The organism is Arsenicicoccus dermatophilus (assembly GCF_022568795.1).
GTDB lineage: Bacteria > Actinomycetota > Actinomycetes > Actinomycetales > Dermatophilaceae > Arsenicicoccus > Arsenicicoccus dermatophilus.
The window spans coordinates 916,881-935,617 of the sequence record NZ_JAKZHU010000001.1; the positions used below are offsets into that span (position 1 = coordinate 916,881).

The window sequence follows — 18,737 nt, forward strand, 5'->3', positions numbered from 1 at the left end:
TTACGTTTACGTCAACGTCAAGCAACCCATCGTCCCCATCAGCCCGTCGAGAGGCAGCGTCGCCGTGTTCGAGCTCACCCAGGACCACGAGGACTTCCGTCGCACCGTGCGCGACTTCGCGGAGGGCGAGATCGCCCCGCACGTCGCCCGGTGGGACCGCGAGCACCACTTCCCCGCCGACCTGATCCCCAGGATGGGCGAGCTCGGCCTCTTCGGCCTGGTCGTCCCCGAGGAGTTCGGAGGCCACAAGGGCGAGCACAGCGACGGCGAGTTCACCTATCTCTGCCTCGCCATCGAGGAGCTCGGCCGGATCGACCAGTCCATGGGCATCACCCTCGAGGCCGGCGTCGGCCTGGGCATCAACCCGATCCTCACCTTCGGCACCCAGGAGCAGCGCGAGCGCTGGCTGCCCGACCTCGCCGCGGGTCGCGCCCTCGCCGGCTTCGGGCTGACCGAGCCGGACGCGGGCTCGGACGCCGGCGGCACCAGGACCCGCGCCGAGCTGGTGGACGGCGAGTGGGTCGTCGACGGCGCCAAGAGCTTCATCACCAACTCCGGCACCGACATCACCTCGGTCGTCACCGTCACCGCCCGCACCGGCACCCGCGAGGACGGCAAGGCCGAGATCAGCGCCATCATGATCCCCAGCGGCACCCCCGGCTTCGACGTGGCCCCGCCGTACGACAAGCTCGGGTGGAACATCTCCGACACCCACGGACTGTCCTTCACCGACGTGCACGTCCCCGAGGCCAACCTGCTCGGCACCCGCGGCAAGGGCTACGGCCAGTTCCTGGCCACCCTCGACGACGGTCGGGTGGCCATCGCCGCCCTCGCCGTCGGCTGCATCGCGCGCATGCTGGAGGAATCGGTCGCCTACGCCAGGACGCGGCTGACCTTCGGCCGGCCGATCGGGGTCAACCAGGGCGTCTCCTTCCAGCTCGCCGACATGGCCGTGATGCTGGAGAACGCCCGCAACCTGACCTACAAGGCGGCCTGGCTCAAGGACGAGCTCGACGCCGGGCGCCGCAGCCTGCAGGAGTTCAAGCAGGCCGCGGCCATCGCCAAGCTGTACACCTCCGAGGCGGCCGTGACCTCCACCCGGATGGCCACGCAGATCTTCGGCGGCAACGGCTTCATGGAGGAGTACCCCGTGGCGCGGTTCTACCGCGACGCCAAGATCCTGGAGATCGGCGAGGGCACCTCCGAGGTGCAGCGGATGCTCATCGGCCGCGGCCTGGGCCTGCCCACCACCTGAGGCCAACCCCGGGTGGTCGGGCCCGGTCAGGCGTCGTCGCCCGGCCCGACCACCGCGCGGGGGCACGGTGGCGCGTCTGCCCGTGGCACGCCAGCATGTCGTCATACCCCTGATCGCACCCGTCGGTCGCACCGTCGACCGCACCCGAAGGGACACCTGATGGCTCACCAGCCGGATCCCAAGGTTGCCGACGTCCGCGCGCGCCTCGCCGCCGCCCACGCCGCCTCCGCCACCCCGCCCGCCAAGGCCGCCGACAAGCTCGCCGCCCAGGGCAAGCTCTACGTCCGCGACCGGGTCGCGCTGCTCTTCGACGAGGGGAGCTTCGTCGAGGACGGGCGCTATGCCAACGCGACGGCGAGCGGGTTGCCCGCCGACGGGGTCGTGACCGGGCGCGGTCTGGTCCAGGGACGGCCCGCGATCGTGGTCGCCAACGACCCCACGGTCAAAGCCGGCTCGTGGGGCGCCCGCACGGTCGAAAAGATCGTCCGCGCCACCGAGACGGCCCTGCGCGAGGAGCTGCCGGTGTTCTGGTTCGTGGACTCCGCGGGGGCCCGGATCACCGACCAGGTCGAGATGTTCCCGGGCCGCCGGGGCGCGGGCAGGATCTTCCACAACCAGGTCGCGCTGTCCGGCAAGGTGCCTCAGATCTGCTGCCTCTTCGGGCCGTCCGCGGCCGGCGGGGCCTACATCCCCAGCTTCACCGACATCGTGATCATGGTCGACGGCAATGCCTCCATGTATCTCGGGTCCCCGCGCATGGCCGAGATGGTCGTGGGGGAGAAGGTCTCCCTCGAGGACCTCGGCGGGGCCCGCATGCACTGCACGGTGTCCGGCGTCGGAGACCTGCTCGCCCACGACGACGAGGAGGCCATCGAGCTGGCGCGGGAGTACTTCTCCTACATGCCGCTCTCCTGGCGCTCGCCCACCCCGGTCTTCGACGCGGAGGAGCCCGCCCAGCCGCTGACCCGGGCGGACATCCCCGAGGTCGAGTCGGTGCCTTTCGACATCCACGAGGTCATCGACCGGCTCGTCGACGACGAGCAGTTCTTCGAGGTCAAGCCCACCTTCGCGGCAGAGCTCGTGGTGGGCTACGGCCGGGTGGCCGGCCAGACCGTGGGATTCGTCGCCAACAACTCCGCGGTCAAGGGTGGCGTGCTGTTCAGCGACTCCGCGGACAAGGCCGCGCGGTTCATCACCACCTGCGACGCCTACTCCATCCCGATCGTCTACCTCGCCGACGTGCCCGGATTCATGATCGGCTCCGAGGTGGAGCGCGGCGGGATCATCCGCCACGGCGCCAAGATGGTGTATGCCGTGTCCGCGGCCACCGTCCCCCAGCTGTGCGTCGTCGTCCGCAAGGCCTACGGCGCGGGGTTGTACGCCATGGGTGGCCCGGGTTTCGCCCCCGACGCGACGATCGCCCTGCCCACCGCCCGGATCGGGGTGATGGGCCCCGAGGCCGCGGTCAACGCGGTCTACGCCAACAAGATCGCCGAGATCCCCGAGGGTGCCGACCGCGACGCCTTCGTGCGAGCGCGACGCGAGGAGTACGAGAAGGACATCGACCTCGAGCGCCTGGCGGCGGACCTGGTGATCGACGACATCTGCGAGCCCGAGGACCTGCGGGCCCAGATCATCCACCGGCTCGGCTACGCCTCGGGGCGCTCGCGCTACTTCACCTCACGACACACCGGGATCTCCCCGGTCTGACCGGCGGCGACCGCCTCCACGCCACGGCGGCCGCGCACCCGTCGGGTGCGCGGCCGCCGTCTCTGCTCGGGCTGCTGTCCGCTGCCGTCGACGGGCGAGCGCCCCGGACCGTGAGGTCCGGGGCGCTCGCGTCGAGCGGGGTGCCGTCAGGCTCCGGTCACTGGACCGCGACGTCGTCGAAGACGAAGGAGGTCTGGTTGAGGGAGTCCTCGGTGGCGGTGAACTTCAACGTGACCGTCTTGCCTGCGTACGAGGACAGGTCGATGGTCTTCTGGACGTAGCCGGAGGTCTTGTCCAGGTTGGAGTAGCTGGCCACGGTGTAGGCGACCTTGGTGCCGTCGTCGATCAGCTGGACCTTGGCGGTGTCGTACTTGGAGTAGTACGAGGTCTCCGCGGTGTCGATGGCCACCCAGTAGGTCAGCTTCGGCGAACCGGCCGGGACCTTGATGGTCTGCTGCTCGTACTCGGTGCCGCTGGAACCGTTGCCACCGAGCCAGAGCTTCCAGCTGCCGGAGTGCGCCTTGCGACCCGTGTTGTCGGTGATCGGGCCGGACGAGCCGGTCCAGCCGGACTGGCCGGCCTCGAAGTCACCGTTGGTGACGACGCTGCCGCCGGGCTGCGGCGTGGAGGTCGGCGTCGCGGTCCCGGTGCTGGTCGGCGTGGCCGTGCCGGTCGGCGACGGCGAGGTCGTCGGGGTCGCGGTGCCGGTGGGGGTCGGGGTCGGGGTGCCGGTGCCGCACTTGGCGGTGCCCGCGGGCACCGCGATCGCGCTGAACGCGGACTCGACCGACTTGCAGACCTGGCTGTTCTCGCCGTACAGCTCGATGGCCGACTTGATGGCACCCTCACGAGCGGCCTTGTAGGTGGACGTCGAGGTGAGCTTGGTCGACAGGGTGCGGTACCACACCTTCTCGATGTTCTCGCGGCCGGCGCCGGTCACCGTGGAGCTGTTGCAGGTCGGGCTGTTGTAGTTGATCCCGTTGATGGTCTTGGCGCCGGAGCCCTCGGAGGCCAGGTAGAACCAGTGGTTGCCCGGGCCGGACGAGTGGTGCGGGTCGGCGCTGCCCACGCTCGAGGACCAGCAGTCGTAGGAGACGCCGTCCTTGGAGGGCTTGTCCATGTAGCGCAGCGGGGTGCCGTCGCCCCGCAGGTTGATCAGCTCGCCCATGTAGTAGTCCGGCTTGTCCTTGGGCAGGTTGGCGTAGAACTCCACCGCGACACCGAAGATGTCCGAGGTGGACTCGTTCAGACCACCGGCGTCGCCCTCGTAGGCCAGACCGGCGGTGTTCTCGGTGACACCGTGGCTCATCTCGTGGGCGGCGACGTCGATCTCGGTCAGCGGCGCGTTGTTGCCCTCACCGTCGCCGTAGGTCATCTGGCTGCCGTCCCAGAAGGCGTTGGTGTAGTTGTTGTCGTAGTGGACGCGCGAGCGGGCACCGGTGCCGTTGTCCCAGATGCCGTTGCGACCCATCACCTTTTTGTAGTACTCGAAGGTCTTGTCCGCACCGAACTGCGCGTCGACACCGGCGCTCTGACGGTTGGAGTTGGAGCCGTTGCCCCAGGTGTCGTCCGGGTCGGTGAACGTGGTGCCGTTGATCTTCTGGTTGTTGGCGTCCGTGGTGTAGTTCCCCGTGGTGGGGTTCTTCAGCAGGTAGCTGCCCCCGGACGAGGTGGTGCTCAGGGTGACGCTGCCGACGAAGACGCCGTTGCCGGAGCCGAAGGCGATCTCGTCGTAGGAGGAGATGGTCGCGCCGGTGTCCGCGTCGATGTAGGACTTGATGCGCGAGGGGGTCCGGTCGCCGGCGAAGCCGGTGGTCTTGACCTCGTAGGCGAGCTTCTGGGTGCCCTTGTCGTCGACGTGGATGACCAGGGTGTTGCCGGCCAGGGCGGCCTGGTTGAGCCCGCGCTTCTGCTTGCTGGCGCTGGCCTCGGCCTTGGCGGCGGCCAGACCCTTGGTCTCGGCGGTCGCCTTGGCGATGGAGGGCTTGGTGCCCACGGTGATCTTGCCGGTGAACATGCCGTCGTGGCCGGTGACCTTGCCCGACTTGTCACGGTGGACGATCAGGTCGCCACCGACGACCTTGACACCCTTGAAGAAGCGGTCGACGCGGACGTGGGTCGAGCCGTCGGCGTCCTTGACGATGGCCTTGACCTTGAAGGAGTCGTCGGAGGTGAGGCCGAGAGCCTTGACCATCTCACCGGCGGAGTCCTGCGCGGAGGCCATGGCCGAGGCGCGCGCCGAGGGTGCGAGGAGGACGGCCTGGCGGCCGCCGTTGTCGCCACCGGCTGCCGAGGCGCCGGAGGTGAGGGCGATCGGGGTGATGGCCGTGGCGCAGGCGAGGGTGAAGGTCGCTGCGACGGTGAAACGCTTCATCTGGTGCGTCTTTCTCGAGGCCGCCGGCCGATGGGGGGTGCCGACGGGGGGAGGTGCCACAGGGACGAGGCTGGTCGTCGAACGCCAGACGTCGGTCCAAGGCTGATTGGACGATCACACCCGTTCGCGGCGGATATGTCCAGACTGTACGTCTGAGTTGCGCCGAACGGGTGATTGACGAAAGGGGGCGATGCCCAGGTCTCGGACGGCTGACCAGGGGTCCACCCGCCGCCACGGCGCAGGGTGGACCCCCGGGATCACGGGGGGCGGACGTCGTCCTCGCAGCAGCCGACGTCCGGCACCTGTCCGGTGGCCTCGACGCGCTGCACCAGCGCCTGCCAGGAGGCCCCGACGCCCGCCCCGCGCCGCGAGGCACGCAGCAGACGGCGTCCTCGCCCGCAGGCAGGTCGACGACCTGCAGGCCGGGGGGTCGGCTCCTCCTGGGGGAAGCCGGCGGTGACCCGCATCGCCTCCGACGGGAGTCGTGGCGCTCCCGCCGTCGCCGCCGACGCCGGGTCAGGGGCGACCTGGGCAGGTCAGACGTCCCCGTCGGGGGTGACGCGTTCCAGGTCGAACCAGCCGACCCCCAGCTCCAGCAGCAGCTCGCGCAGCAGCGGCAGGGACACCCCGACGACGTTGTGGTGGTCGCCCTCGATGCCGGTGACGAAGGCCCCACCCAGGCCGTCGACGGTGAACGCGCCGGCGACCCAGAGGGGCTCGCCCGTGGCGACATACCGCTCGATCTCGTCGTCGGTGAGCTCGGCGAAGTGCACGACGGTGCTGCTGGCCGTCCGGCTGATCGACCTGCCGGTGCGCAGGTCGGTGACCGCGTGGCCGGAGTGCAGGGTTCCGGAGCGGCCCCGCATGGTCCGCCAGCGATCGGTCGCGACCTGCGGCAGCTCGGGCTTGCCGTGGACCCGACCGTCGAGCTCGAGCACCGAGTCGCAGCCGAGGACCAGCCGGTCCGTGCAGCCCTGGGCGTGCAGGCGACCGGCGACGTCGTCGCGCTTGGCCTCGGCGAGCACCAGGGCGTGGTCGGCGGGGGAGAGCGGGCCGCGCCCGGCCTCGACCCGGGCCACCACGGCGGGCTCGTCGACCTGGGAGACCTGGACGTATGGCGCGAGACCGGCGCCCCGCAGCGTGGCGAGACGGGCGGGGGAGGCGGAGGCGAGGACCAGGGGCACCGGCATGAGCGTGACCCTAGCGGTCACCGGCCCGGTCCAGGAGCGTCTGCAGCTCGGCGGCGCAGCGGGGCGCGTGGGTGAGCGGCAGGACGTGGGTGGCGCCCGCCACGGTGACCACGCGCACCTCCGCCGCGCAGACGGCGGCCCGGGCGAAGGCTCGGGCGTGGAGCCGCAGCTGGTCCCGGCTGCCGTTGAGCAGCAGGAGCGGGCAGGTGACCTCGCCCAGCAGCTCGGGTCGGGCGTGGGCGGTGACGGCCGCCCACGCCGTGGGCAGGGCGGCGTAGGCCTCGCCGTCGTCGACGATCCCGGTCAGGTCTCGTCCGGAGGCCAGCCGGGTGATCAGGGCGTTGGCGACCCGCGCCACCCGGGCCGGGCCGACGACGGGCACCAGCCGGGCGAAGCCCTGGTAGGCCAGCAGCCCGGGACCGCGCGGTATGGCGCAGGACCCGACGAGGGCGAGCCCGGCGAGCCGGCGCGGGTGCCGGGCTGCCCAGGCCATGGCGACATAGCCGCCCAGGGAGTGTCCGGCCAGCACCACGGGCCCGCTCGTGTCCTGGACCGCGTCGTCGATCGTCGCGAGCGCCGAGTCCCAGGTGAACTCCTCGCCGACCCGGGCCCCGTGACCGGGAAGGTCGGGGGTGACGATCCGCACGCCGGGCAGCAGCGCCGGGTAGTCCCGCCAGAACTGCGAGCTCATCCGGGTGCCGTGCACCAGCACGAGGGTCGCCGCCATCCTCACTCCTGCCCGGCGGCGAGCAGCTCGTCGACGTAGCACCAGCGCCAGGACTCGCCTGGCTCGAAGGAGCGCATCGCCGGGTGCCCGGTCGCCTGGAAGTGACGGGTGGCGTGGCGGCCGGCGGAGGAGTCGCAGCAGCCGACGTACCCGCAGGTCAGGCAGAGGCGCAGGTGGACCGGGACCGTGCCCTCGGCCCGGCAGCCGATGCACTCGCCCGTGGTCCGGGGCTCGACGTAGCAGGGCGCGGCGGCGAGGTGCTCGCACGGGGCGGAGGGCAGGGCCGGGGTGAGCGCGGCGCGGACCCGGCGGGCGCGGTCCTCGACCCGCACCAGCGAGCTCTCCTCCACGTCCAGCGCGGACAGGACCGAGGCGATGACCTCCTGGTCGACGGTCCCCTCGGCGCGGGCCCGGAGGACCTCCTCACGCTCGGCGTGCAGGGCCACCGTGCGCAGGCGGCGATAGGCCTCCGAGGGGGTCTCCTGCCCCTGGCGCCAGCCGCCCAGCCGCTCCCAGACGGCGTTGACCCGCTGCTCGGACTGCGCCCGGAGCTGGTCCAGCAGCTCGGCGGTCTCCGGGGTCACCACCTCCCGCATCGCCCGGTGCCCGGCAGCCACCGCGCGAGCGTAGAGCGTGGCCTCCTGCAGGGCGTCCTCGCGCGGGTCGGGCCCGTGCACGCCGAGCCGGCGCGCCACGAGCGGCAGGGTCAGGCCCTGGATCAGCAGGGTGCCCGCGGTGACCACCAGCGCGACCAGGACGAGGACCTCGCGGTGCGGGGTGGCGGCGGGCAGGGACAGCGCGGCGGCGAGGGTCACCACGCCGCGCATCCCGGCCCAGGCGACCACGGCGGCCTCGGTGGTCGGGGTGCCCGCCCGGCCCCGGGCGCGGACCACGAAGCGTGTGGCCATGATCCACACGACGCGCAGCACCATCACGGCCAGCAGGGCGGCGACGCACACGCCGATCACCCGGCCCCAGCCGAGGCTGGACCGGCCTGCGGCGCTGACGATGGAGCGGGTCTGCAGGCCCACGAGCAGGAAGACGGAGTTCTCGAGCAGGTAGGTGATCGTGCGCCAGTTGACGCGGGTGGTCACCCGGGACTGCGCGGTCTCCACGACGGGCGCCTCGTGGCCCAGCAGCAGGCCCGCGACGACGACGGCCAGGACCCCGGAGCCGTGCAGCTCCTCGGCCGGCGCGAACGCGATGAAGGGCAGCAGGAAGCTCAGCGCCGTCGTGGCGACCGGGTCGGTGGTGCGCCGCAGCACCTGGCTCGCGACCACCGCCACCAGGAGGCCGACCCCGACGCCGACGAGCACCGCGCGACCGAAGTCCAGCAGCACGGCGCCCACGGAGACGGTGGCGACGAGGGCCTGGGTCGCCGTGCGCAGGGACACCAGGGCGGTGGCGTCGTTGACCAGGGACTCACCCTCCAGCACGGTGACCACGCGTCGCGGGAGCCCGATCTGCTTGGCGACGGCGGTCGCGGCGACGGCGTCCGGCGGCGCCACCACCGCGCCGATCGCGAAGGCTGCGGCGAAGGGGACCGGGAGGATTCCCTGCACCACCAGGGCGACCCCGAGGGCGGTGAAGAGCACCAGCCCGATCGACAACCACCCGATGGCGGACAGGTTGGCCCGGAAGTCGACCAGGGAGGTGTTGTGCGACGCGGTGTAGAGCAGCGGCGGCAGGATCCCCACCAGCACGAGCTCGGGGGAGAGCATCGGCTCGTGCACGAAGGGCAGGTAGGACCCGATCAGTCCGACCAGGATGAGCACGAGGGGCGCGGACAGGCCCCAGCGGTCGGACAGGGTGGTGACGGCGAGGACCGTGAGGGCCAGGCCCACGACGAGGGTGAGGATCTCCACGGCGTCATCCTGCCAGCCAGGACCTGCCCCGCCCCGGTGCCGCGGCGGGCGGGGGCGCGGGCGGCGGCGCGCCCCGCGGGCTCCCGCCCGCCGCTGCCCGCTCAGGTCACAGGGTGCCGAGCACCGCGTCGCGGAGCACGTCCAGGGGAAGGCCCCCCAGGTCGAGAGCCCGGCGGTGGAAGTCCTTGAGGGAGAAGGACTCTCCCTCCTGCTGCTGGACCTCGTCGCGCAGCTGCAGCCACAGTCGCTCGCCGATCTTGTAGGCCGGCGCCTGGCCCGGCCACCCGAGGTAGCGGTCCAGCTCGAAGCGCAGGAAGGCCTCGTCCATGGTGGAGTGGGCACGCAGGAAGGCCCAGGCCTTGTCATAGGTCCAGGCGCCGCCGCCGACCTCGGCGGGTGCCTCGAAACCGCAGTGCACCCCGATGTCGAGGACCACGCGGGCGGCCCGCAGCGACTGTCCGTCCAGCCAGCCCATGCGGTTGCCCGGGTCGTCCATGTGCCCGAAGTCGGCCATCAGCCGCTCGGCATACAGCGCCCATCCCTCGCCGTGCCCCGAGGTCCAGCACAGCTGGCGTCGCCAGGAGTTGAGCTGCTCCCGGTTGGCGACGGCCTGGCCCAGCTGGAGGTGGTGGCCGGGGACGCCCTCGTGGTACACGGTCGTCAGCTCGCGCCAGGTGGAGAAGGTGGTGACCCCCTTGGGCACCGACCACCACATGCGGCCGGGCCGGGAGAAGTCGTCCGACGGCGCGGTGTAGTAGATCCCGCCCGTCTGGGTGGGGGCGATGCAGCACTCGATCCGCCGCACCGGCTCGGGGATGTCGAAGTGGCGACCGTCGAGCATGGTCATCACCTCGTCGGCCTTGCCCTGCATCCACTCGCGCAGCGCGTCGGTGCCGTGGAGGGTGTATGCCGGGTCGGCGTCCAGGGCGGCGATCGCCTCGGCGACGGTGGCGCCGGGACGGACCTGCTCGGCGACCTCCTGCATCTGGGCGGTGATCCGGGCGAGCTCCTCCTGACCCCAGCGGTAGGTCTCCTCCAGGTCGACGGTCGCACCGAGGAACATGCGCGAGCACAGCTCGTAGACCGAGCGGCCGACCGCGTCCTGCTCGGGGGCGTCGTCGAGCAGCTCGTCGCGCAGGAAGTCCGCCATGCGCGCGTAGGCCGCGCGGGCGGCGCCCACCTCGTTGCCCAGCCGCTCGCGCAGCTCGGCGGGCAGAGCCACGGAGGGGGCCAGCGCACCCCGCAGGAAGCCGTCGAAGTAGCCGTCGGGGGCCACCAGGTCCCGGCACTGCTGGAGGCAGGCCTCCACCTGCCGGCGGCTGGAGACGTTGCCCTTCTCGCGGGCCGCCAGCAGGGACTCCTGGTACTGCTCCAGGGCGAGGGGCACCCGGGCCATGCGCAGCGCGATCGTCGCCCACTCCTCGACGGACTGGTGCGCCATGACGTCGAAGACCGCGCGGATGTCCTGCAGCGGCGAGCCGATGACGTTGAGCGAGGCCTCCTCCAGACCGGCGGCGTAGACCTCCTCCTGCAGCTGGAGCCGCTCGGTCATCGCCGCCACCGTGACGCGGTCGGCGTCGGTCTGCGGCTCGACGGCAGCCAGGGCGGCCAGGGTCCGGGCGCGCAGCTCCGAGCGCCGGCGCAGCCCGTCGGGGGAGAAGTCGTCGATCTCGTCGTCGTGGCCGACGACCCCCATGTAGGTCGCGAGCAGCGGGCTGAGAGCCAGGCTCTCGCGCACGAACTCCTCGGCGATGCGGTCGACGGCGGTGGGGCTGGCGGTCCTGGGGGTGCTCACCCGTCCGACCGTAGCCCACCTGGTCGGACCTGGCACGGCTACGGCCCGCGTGCCGCGCTCGGGGGAGCGGGGCACGCGGGCCGAGGCCGGGTCGACGCAGACGGGCAGTTCAGCGCGCGGAGCGCCACGCCCACGAGGAGCGACGGCGGTGTCCCAGCGAGGACACGCCGAGGTTCCGGGCGCGGCTGGCCCAGATGCCGTGCTGGGGGCCCTCGTCGTCGGTCTCGCCTCCGGAGGCGGCGGCCAGCAGGACGAGCAGCGCGGCGAGCTCCTCGTCCGTCGGGGTGCCCTTGGTGACGGTCAGCAGCGGGGGTACGGCGGCCGGCTGCTCCTCGGGGGTCGCCTCTGGAGCGGTGGTGGTGGTCTCGCTCATGCGGGCTCCTGGGATCGCTCGGGGGTCTCGCGGACGGGGGTGCGGCTCGGCGCCGGTCAGAGCGGGATGTTGCCGTGCTTCTTGGGCGGGTGGGTCTCCCGCTTGGTCCGCAGGGCCCGCAGCGCCTGGACGACGTTGCGGCGGGTGTCCTGCGGCGCGACGACCGCGTCGATGTAGCCCCGCTCGGCCGCGACGTAGGGGTTGGCGAGGTGGTCCTCGTACTCCTTGATGAACTGCGCCCGCGCCGCCTCGACGTCGCGCCCCTCGGCCTGCGCCGCCGCGATCTCCTTGCGGTAGAGGATGTTGACCGCGCCCTGCGCACCCATGACGGCGATCTGCGCGGTGGGCCAGGCGATGTTGACGTCGGCACCGAGGTGCTTGGAGCCCATGACGTCGTAGGCGCCGCCGTAGGCCTTGCGCGTGATCACGGTGACCAGCGGCACGGTGGCCTCGGCGTAGGCGTAGATCAGCTTGGCGCCGCGGCGGATGATGCCGTTCCACTCCTGGTCGGTGCCGGGCAGGAAGCCGGGCACGTCCACGAAGGTCAGCACCGGCACGTTGAAGGCGTCGCAGGTGCGCACGAAGCGGGCGGCCTTCTCGGACGCGTCGATGTCCAGGCAGCCGGCGAACTGCATCGGCTGGTTGGCCACGATGCCGACGCTGTGGCCCTCGACCCGGCCGAAGCCGGTGATGATGTTGGGCGCGAACAGGGACTGGACCTCGAGGAACTCCTGGTCGTCCAGGATCGCCGTGAAGACCTCGTGCATGTCGTAGGGCATGTTGGGCGAGTCCGGGATGATCGTGTCCAGGGCCACGTCCAGCTCGGTGGGGGCCAGGTCGACCTCGTGGTCGAAGACCGGCGGGTCCTCGTGGTTGTTGCTGGGCAGGTAGCTCAGCAGCTCCTTGACGTAGTCCATCGCGTCCTGCTCGTCGGAGCCCATGTAGTGCGCGCAGCCGGACTTGGCGTTGTGCGCCGAGGCACCGCCGAGCTCCTCCATGCCGACCGTCTCGCCGGTGACCGTCTTGATGACGTCCGGGCCGGTGATGAACATGTGCGAGGTCTGGTCGACCATGACGGTGAAGTCGGTGATGGCGGGGGAGTAGACCGCGCCGCCCGCGCAGGGGCCCATGATGAGCGAGATCTGCGGGATGACGCCGGAGCCCAGGACGTTGCGGCGGAAGATCTCGCCATACATCCCGAGGGAGGCGACACCCTCCTGGATGCGCGCGCCGCCGGAGTCGTTGAGGCCGACGACCGGGCAGCCGATCTTCATGGCGAAGTCCATGACCTTGACGATCTTCTCGCCGAAGACCTCGCCGAGCGACCCGCCGAAGACCGTGAAGTCCTGCGCGAAGACGCACACCTGGCGACCGTCGACCGTGCCGTAGCCGGTGATCACGCCGTCGCCGTAGGGGCGGACCTTGTCCTGGCCGAAGGCCGTCGAGCGGTGTCGGGCGTACTGGTCCAGCTCGACGAAGGAGCCCTCGTCGAGGAAGGCCTCGACCCGCTCGCGGGCGGTCTGCTTGCCGCGGGCGTGCTGCTTCTCGACGGCCTTGTCGGAGGCACCGCGTCGCACCTGGTCGTTGCGGTGGTGCAGGTCGGCCAGACGGCCCGCGGTGGTCGCCAGGTCGAACTCGGCCGGAGGGGTGGAGGGAGCGTCAGCCATGGCAGTCACCATAGCCTTGGGGTCGTGACCTCCGCCCTCCGAGAAGACGCCCTGACCGCACGTGTGACCGACGCCATGTCCGCTGGTCCGGACGGGGGTTCGTCCCCCTGGCTGGGGGTGACCGTGCTGGACCGGGTCGACAGCACCAACGCGGAGCTCGTCCGTCACCCCCGCCCCTGGCAGGTCGTGACCGCGGACCACCAGCAGGCCGGTCGCGGGCGGCTGACGCGCTCCTGGGAGACGCCGCCCGGGATGGCGGTGACCCTGTCGGCCTGCGTCCCGGCCCCGGTCGCGCGGGCTGCCGACCTCGGCTGGCTGCCGCTCCTCACCGGGCTCGCCGTCCGCGACGGGCTCGTCTCGCTGGGCCTGCCGGACGCGGTGCTGAAGTGGCCCAACGACGTCCTGGTCACCACCGACGACGAGCGGAAGGTCTGCGGCGTGCTCTGCGAGCTCGTGCCCGCGGCGGGCCTGGCCGTGCTCGGTCTGGGGATCAACGTGCACCAGCAGCGGGGCGACCTGCCGGTGGAGCGCGCGACCTCGCTCGCCCTGTGCGGCCTGGACGTCGGGCGGGAGGACGTGGTCGTCGCGGTGCTCACGGCCCTCGGCCGCCGTCACGCCCAGTGGGCGCTCCCCGCACGGCTGCCCACGCTCGTCCGGGAGTATGCCGACGCCTGCGCGACGATCGGCCGGGAGGTCGCGATCAGCCTCCCGGACGGCTCGGTGCGCCACGGGCGGGCCGAGCGCGTCGACGCCGCCGGCCGCCTGGTCGTGCGCACCGACGTCGGCGAGACGGCCCATGCGGCCGGGGACGTCGTGCACGCGCGCCTCGCGGACTGAGGCAAGATGGTCCCGGCGCGCCGACGTGGGCGTGGCCGGGAGGAGGCAGCCATGGGTGAGGCCACAGGCCGACCCCGGTCCCTCTCGCAGGCCCAGGCCCGCCTCGACCCGCGCCTGGAGACCGTCCAGACCGAGATCCTCGGCGGGCCCCTGGACCGCGACCGCCGTGAGGTCTCCCGCACCGTCGGCGTCTCGGTGCGCACCGCCGAGAAGTTCTGGAAGGCCCTGGGCTTCCCCGTCAGCCCGCAGGACGACACCGTGTTCTCGCGCTACGACCTCGACGCCATCGGCCAGATGGCCGCGCTGGTGCGCAGCGGGCAGATCGACGAGGACACCGCGCTGGGACTGACCCGAGCCTTCGCCCGGACCGCGGACCGGCTCTCGGTCTGGCAGTGCTCGGTCCTCGCCGAGTTCCTCTCCCCCTGGGCCCAGGGGGACGTCGAGCTGCGCCGCGCGGCCGTGGCCGACGAGGGCCACGACTCCACCCGAGCCGAGCCCGACGAGGCCACCGCCATCGCCGCGGCGGAGAAGGTCGCCGAGCTCGCCGACGCCCTCGAGCCGCTCCTCGTCTACGCCTGGCGGCGACACCTGGCCGCCGCCACGGCCCGGATGGTCGCCGACGCCGACCCCACCGTCAGCACCCAGGGACTGCGCCGTTGCGTGGGATTCGCCGACCTGGTGTCGTTCACCTCGCTCGTGCGACGCCTGTCCGAGCGGGAGCTCGCCCAGGTCGTGCAACGCTTCGAGGCCCTGTGCTCCGACGTCATCACCACCCACCGCGGCCGGGTCATCAAGACCGTCGGCGACGAGGTGCTCTTCGTCACCAAGGACCCCGTCGACGGCGCCCGGCTCGCCCTCGACCTCGTCGACGAGATCCGCCACGACGAGCTGCTCCCGCCGGTGCGCGTCGGCCTCGCCCACGGCAAGCTCGTCTCCCGGCTCGGCGACGTCTTCGGCGACACCGTCAACCGCGCCGCCCGGCTCACCGCGGTCGCCCCCTCCGGCAAGGTCCTCGTCGACGACCACCTCGCGAGCCTGCTCACCGGCGTGCCCGAGCTGCGGACCGCACGGCAACGCACCCGCACCCTGCGCGGCGTCGGGGTGGTGACCCCCTCCCTGCTGCAGCGGGCGGTGCCGGCCTCGACCCTGGACGCGCTGCGGCCCGCCATACCTCACCCGCTGCCGCGGCACCCCTGACGCCGCACCACGCGGCCCCGCCCCCATCACCCGCGCCCGACAGGAGCCTCGCCGATGACCACGCCGACCTTCGACAACGTCACCATCACCCGCCACGGGCAGGAGGGCCACGTCGCCGAGCTCGCCCTCGACCGGCCCGAGGCGATGAACGCCGTCTCCACGGCCATGGCCCGCGACCTGGGCGCGGCCACCCGGGCGCTCGCCGACCTGGCGCTCACCGGGGAGGTGCGCGCGGTCGTGGTGACGTCGACCCACCCCAAGGCCTTCTGCGTGGGCGCGGACCTCAAGGAGCGCAACGGCTTCACCGACGCCGACCTGATGGCGCAGCGGCCGGTGGCCCGCGGTGCGTATGGCGGGGTGCTGGCGCTCCCGGTGCCCGCCGTCGCTGCGGTCGACGGCTTCGCGCTGGGCGGCGGCTTCGAGATCGCGCTGTCCTGCGACCTGATCGTGTGCGGGTCCGGGGCCACCGTGGGCCTGCCCGAGGTCTCCGTCGGCGTCATCCCCGGCGGCGGGGGCACCCAGCTGCTCACCCGTCGCGTCGGCTGGTCCCGCGCGGCGCGGATGATCTTCACCGCTGCCCGGACGACGGCCGACGAGGCCGCGGCGCTCGGGGCGGTGGACGAGGTCGTCGAGGCGGGCACCGCCCGGGACCGGGCGCTGGAGATCGCCCAGGTCGTCGCGCAGCACTCGCCGGTGGGCGTCCGCAACGCCAAGAAGGCCATGCGCCTCGGCACCGACGTGGACCTCGTGGCCGGGCTGGAGATCGAGGACGGCTGCTGGCGGGCGACGGCCTTCAGCGGGGACCGGGCCGAGGGCGTGCGGGCCTTCGCCGAGAAGCGCACCCCGCGCTGGCCGGGGGTCTGACCCGCGCCGGTCGGCGCCCGCGGCAGCAGCCGTCGGGCGCCGACCCGTCGGTGCGGGGTGCGAGCCCTCAGGCGACGGTGGTGGTGGGCTTGCTCGGCTCCTCGGCCCGGGTGCCGGCGACCTCGGGCGCGAGCGGCTCCGGGTCGCCCGGGCGCTCGTCGCGGAAGACGAAGGTGCGGTAGGCCCAGAAGCGGAACAGGGTGCCCAGCACCAGGCCGACGCCGTTGCCGGCGATGTTGCGGGACAGCGCGTCGGTGCGCCCGAGCACGTAGTCGTTGACCAGCAGGCAGGCGGCGGCGATCGCCATGCCGACGACGTTGAAGAACAGGAACATGGCGAACTCGTGCGCCATGGCCGGCCGGCGCCGGTGCCGATAGGTCCAGAAGCGGTTGCCGAGGTAGGCCACGACCGTCGCCACGGCCACGGCGATGCACTTGGCCTTGGTGGCGCTGTCGTGCATCGGGCCGGGACTGGCCTGGGTACCCCACAGGGCGTTGGAGATGCCGACGTCGACGACGAAGGCGACGAGCCCGACGGCGCCGAACTTCGCGACCTCGCGCCAGAGCACCTCGACGACACGCTGCAACCGGGGGACGAGGGGGTAGTCACGGTCGCACCGTACCCGACCTGTCCTGGCGCCGACAGGGGGTGCGACCAGGGATGACCGTGCGCTGAACGGCCGTCACCGCAGCTGCAGGAGCCGGTCGACCCGATCGGCGAGCAGGGGGGCCATCGTGCGGGAGTAGCTCGCCGTCAGGTGGTGGGGGTCGAGGTAGACGAAGACGTTGCCGATGATGGTCGGGCAGCGGGTGCCGACGCAGTACAGGTCGGTCGGGTCCAGGTGGTGGTAGCCGCGGATCTGCTCCAGCGCCCGGCCCGGGTCGACGGCGGCCAGGTGGCGGGTCCGGTCCAGGACGCACCCGCCGGTCGCCCCCCGGTCCGGCCGCGAGGAGGAGCACTCGTACAGGTGCCGGGTGGAGCGGAGGTTGTCGCGCAGCCCGACCACCGTGATCCCCCGGGAGGTGAGGTCGCGCACCAGCGGCTCCACCCCGGGACGCAGCTCCTCCGCGGGGGAGTCGGCCACCGCGTAGGTCGTGTGCAGGAAGACCAGGTCGGGACGGTCCTGGGCGATGAGGTCGAGGACGGCCTGGTTGCGCCGGGCGCAGGACCCGGCGTAGTGACGCACCTGCCCGAAGGCGCACCCCCCGGTGAGGTAGGACGTCGCCTGCCACCCGTGCCGGCGGGCCAGCTCGGTCACCAGCGGCACCGTGGTCTGCTCGGTGTGCGAGTCGCCGACCACGAGGACCTTGCGGGCGCCCGGACGGGTGGCGGCCAGGACGCCGCAGCCGGTCTTGAGGCCGGCGAGCCGGGCCGTCTGCCGGGCCGAGCAGGGGCCGGGGAAGCCCGGGACCCACTCCTGGGACAGGGCCAGCGGGCCGGGGATCGGCGGGGCGCCGAAGGTCGGGGCCGGGGCGCCGGGTGCGAGGGCCCGGGCCCCCGGGTGGTCGCCCGAGCCCGCCTCGGACGCGGCGGCCTGGACCTGCTGGGCGTGGCTGCGCTCGAGGATCGCCTGACCCCCGAGCAGCGGGACCAGGCCGACAGCCAGGCTGCCGGCCACCATCGCCGCCTGCAGGCGCAGGGAGGGCCCACGCCGGGGGAAGGCCTGGGCCGGCCGGTCGACCAGCACGGTGAGCAGCTGGGCCAGCCCGAGCGAGACGGCCATGAGCAGCAGCCCGCTCCACGGCCCGAGCCGCTGCCGGTCCGTCGCGACCAGGTAGCTCACGAAGACCGGCCAGTGGACGAGGTAGAGCGAGTAGGAGATGTCACCCACCCACATCAGCGGCCGCGCCGACAGCAGCTCGGCGACCCGGCCCCGGCCCTCGCCCTGGCCGGTCACCAGGATGGCGCTCACCGCGAGCATGGGGCCCAGCGCCGCCGGGCCCGGGTAGCTGCCGAGGTGCACGGTGAAGAACAGCAGGAGGACGACCAGCCCCGCACCCGCGGTCAGCCGTGCCGCCCTCGGGGGGAGCCGCACCCACGGGGCGACCGCGGCGACGGCGGAGCCGAGGGCGAACTCCCACAGCCGGGCGCGCGTGTCGAAGTAGACCGCACCCCCGGCCGGGGCCGCGAGCAGCAGCCAGGCCAGCGAGCCCGCGGCGACCAGGGCGAAGGTCAGGGCCACGACGGAGCGGACCCCGCGGCCCAGGCGCCGGGCCAGCAGCAGGCAGCTCGCCATCAGCACCGGCCAGAGCAGGAAGACCTGGCCCTGCATGGACATGGACCACAGGTGCTGCAGCGGGGACGCGGCGCTGTGGTCCTCGGCGAAGTAGTCCGCGGCGAGGGCGGCCAGGCGCCAGTTCTGCCAGTAGGTCACCGACGCCAGGCCGTCCCACAGGACACCGTGCCAGCGGTTCTGCGGCTGCAGGGCGAGCGCGGCCAGGACGGAGGCGATCACGGTGACCACGAGCGGGGGCAGGAGCCGCTTGAAGGTCAGCACCCAGCGCTCCACGACGGAGGGGGTCTGACCCCCCTCGGCCCGGCGCAGGAAGGCGCCGGTCATGAGGTAGGCCGAGATGGTGATGAAGACGTCGACGCCGACGGGGGACCCGAGGCCCCAGGCGTGGTAGCAGAGCACCTGGGCGATGCACAGGGCACGCAGGCCCTGGATCTCCGGCCGACGGCCGCGGGAGGGACGGGGGGCCCGGCGGCGGCGTCGGCGCCGGCGGGGCGGCTCGGCGGCCTCGGGCGGCCACACCCGACCCGGCTCGGCCCGACGGGGCGGATCCGGTCGACGGCCGCCCGAGGACGGCGTAGGACGCGAGGACGGCGCCGGTCGTGGGGGCGGCGTGGGGCGGGAGGACGGCGCCGGTCGTGGGGCCTGCG

General features: G+C 72.8%; 14 protein-coding genes. 5 read left to right on the forward strand and 9 right to left on the reverse strand.

The window, feature by feature from the left end:
* The first annotated feature begins 64 nt into the window (after positions 1-64).
* Together MM438_RS04340 and MM438_RS04345 are read left to right on the forward strand one after the other, a co-directional pair.
* Positions 65-1,255 carry an acyl-CoA dehydrogenase family protein gene (locus MM438_RS04340; protein ID WP_241453286.1) on the forward strand — a complete coding sequence of 397 codons (1,191 nt, stop codon included), beginning with the start codon at positions 65-67 and terminating at the stop codon, positions 1,253-1,255.
* Between the two features lie 159 nt (positions 1,256-1,414).
* A complete protein-coding gene (locus MM438_RS04345) occupies positions 1,415-2,965 on the forward strand; it encodes an acyl-CoA carboxylase subunit beta (protein WP_241451307.1) in 1,551 nt (516 codons plus the stop codon).
* A gap of 157 nt (positions 2,966-3,122) precedes the next feature.
* On the opposite strand, the gene MM438_RS04350 is transcribed toward MM438_RS04345, so the two are convergent.
* The 7 genes from MM438_RS04350 to MM438_RS04380 all read right to left on the reverse strand — a co-directional run bounded on the left by MM438_RS04350 (position 3,123) and on the right by MM438_RS04380 (position 12,956).
* Complete coding sequence (locus tag MM438_RS04350) at positions 3,123-5,339, reverse strand: M4 family metallopeptidase (RefSeq protein ID WP_241451308.1); 2,217 nt, start codon at positions 5,337-5,339, stop codon at positions 3,123-3,125.
* A 536-nt stretch (positions 5,340-5,875) separates the two neighbouring features.
* Positions 5,876-6,529 (reverse strand): Maf family protein, encoded by a 654-nt coding sequence (locus MM438_RS04355; RefSeq protein WP_241451309.1) that lies wholly within the window; start codon positions 6,527-6,529, stop codon positions 5,876-5,878.
* A gap of 10 nt (positions 6,530-6,539) precedes the next feature.
* Positions 6,540-7,256 (reverse strand): alpha/beta fold hydrolase, encoded by a 717-nt coding sequence (locus tag MM438_RS04360; RefSeq protein WP_241451310.1) that lies wholly within the window; start codon positions 7,254-7,256, stop codon positions 6,540-6,542.
* 2 nt (positions 7,257-7,258) lie between these two features.
* A complete protein-coding gene (locus MM438_RS04365) occupies positions 7,259-9,121 on the reverse strand; it encodes a Na+/H+ antiporter (RefSeq protein WP_241451311.1) in 1,863 nt (620 codons plus the stop codon).
* A 106-nt stretch (positions 9,122-9,227) separates the two neighbouring features.
* Positions 9,228-10,916, reverse strand: a complete 1,689-nt coding sequence (locus tag MM438_RS04370; RefSeq protein WP_241451312.1) for a DUF885 domain-containing protein — start codon at positions 10,914-10,916, stop codon at positions 9,228-9,230.
* Positions 10,917-11,025: 109 nt separating this feature from the next.
* Positions 11,026-11,289, reverse strand: a complete 264-nt coding sequence (locus MM438_RS04375; protein ID WP_241451313.1) for an acyl-CoA carboxylase epsilon subunit — start codon at positions 11,287-11,289, stop codon at positions 11,026-11,028.
* Positions 11,290-11,345: 56 nt separating this feature from the next.
* Positions 11,346-12,956 (reverse strand): acyl-CoA carboxylase subunit beta, encoded by a 1,611-nt coding sequence (locus tag MM438_RS04380; RefSeq protein WP_241451314.1) that lies wholly within the window; start codon positions 12,954-12,956, stop codon positions 11,346-11,348.
* Between the two features lie 24 nt (positions 12,957-12,980).
* On the opposite strand from MM438_RS04380, the gene MM438_RS04385 reads away from it, so the two are divergent.
* From MM438_RS04385 to MM438_RS04395, 3 genes are read left to right on the forward strand one after another with little or no spacing between them, the layout of a single operon-like run.
* Positions 12,981-13,793 carry a biotin--[acetyl-CoA-carboxylase] ligase gene (locus MM438_RS04385; protein ID WP_241451315.1) on the forward strand — a complete coding sequence of 271 codons (813 nt, stop codon included), beginning with the start codon at positions 12,981-12,983 and terminating at the stop codon, positions 13,791-13,793.
* A 51-nt stretch (positions 13,794-13,844) separates the two neighbouring features.
* Positions 13,845-14,990 (forward strand): adenylate/guanylate cyclase domain-containing protein, encoded by a 1,146-nt coding sequence (locus tag MM438_RS04390; RefSeq protein WP_241451316.1) that lies wholly within the window; start codon positions 13,845-13,847, stop codon positions 14,988-14,990.
* Positions 14,991-15,044: 54 nt separating this feature from the next.
* Positions 15,045-15,854, forward strand: a complete 810-nt coding sequence (locus MM438_RS04395) for an enoyl-CoA hydratase/isomerase family protein (protein WP_241451317.1) — start codon at positions 15,045-15,047, stop codon at positions 15,852-15,854.
* 67 nt (positions 15,855-15,921) lie between these two features.
* Here the strand turns inward: MM438_RS04395 and MM438_RS04400 are convergent, their stop codons facing one another.
* Both MM438_RS04400 and MM438_RS04405 read right to left on the reverse strand, forming a co-directional pair.
* Positions 15,922-16,440, reverse strand: a complete 519-nt coding sequence (locus MM438_RS04400) for a GtrA family protein (protein ID WP_241451318.1) — start codon at positions 16,438-16,440, stop codon at positions 15,922-15,924.
* A 96-nt stretch (positions 16,441-16,536) separates the two neighbouring features.
* Positions 16,537-18,609 (reverse strand): acyltransferase family protein, encoded by a 2,073-nt coding sequence (locus tag MM438_RS04405; RefSeq protein ID WP_241453288.1) that lies wholly within the window; start codon positions 18,607-18,609, stop codon positions 16,537-16,539.
* Between the last annotated feature and the right edge of the window lie 128 nt (positions 18,610-18,737).

Bases quoted from the DNA above. Each gene is read 5' to 3' on its own strand.
- MM438_RS04375 (WP_241451313.1), bottom strand. From the start codon at position 11,289: ATGAGCGAGACCACCACCACCGCTCCAGAGGCGACCCCCGAGGAGCAG.
- MM438_RS04350 (WP_241451308.1), bottom strand. From the start codon at position 5,339: ATGAAGCGTTTCACCGTCGCAGCGACCTTCACCCTCGCCTGCGCCACG.
- MM438_RS04390 (WP_241451316.1), top strand. From the start codon at position 13,845: ATGGGTGAGGCCACAGGCCGACCCCGGTCCCTCTCGCAGGCCCAGGCC.
- MM438_RS04360 (WP_241451310.1), bottom strand. From the start codon at position 7,256: ATGGCGGCGACCCTCGTGCTGGTGCACGGCACCCGGATGAGCTCGCAG.
- MM438_RS04355 (WP_241451309.1), bottom strand. From the start codon at position 6,529: ATGCCGGTGCCCCTGGTCCTCGCCTCCGCCTCCCCCGCCCGTCTCGCC.
- MM438_RS04345 (WP_241451307.1), top strand. From the start codon at position 1,415: ATGGCTCACCAGCCGGATCCCAAGGTTGCCGACGTCCGCGCGCGCCTC.
- MM438_RS04380 (WP_241451314.1), bottom strand. From the start codon at position 12,956: ATGGCTGACGCTCCCTCCACCCCTCCGGCCGAGTTCGACCTGGCGACC.
- MM438_RS04395 (WP_241451317.1), top strand. From the start codon at position 15,045: ATGACCACGCCGACCTTCGACAACGTCACCATCACCCGCCACGGGCAG.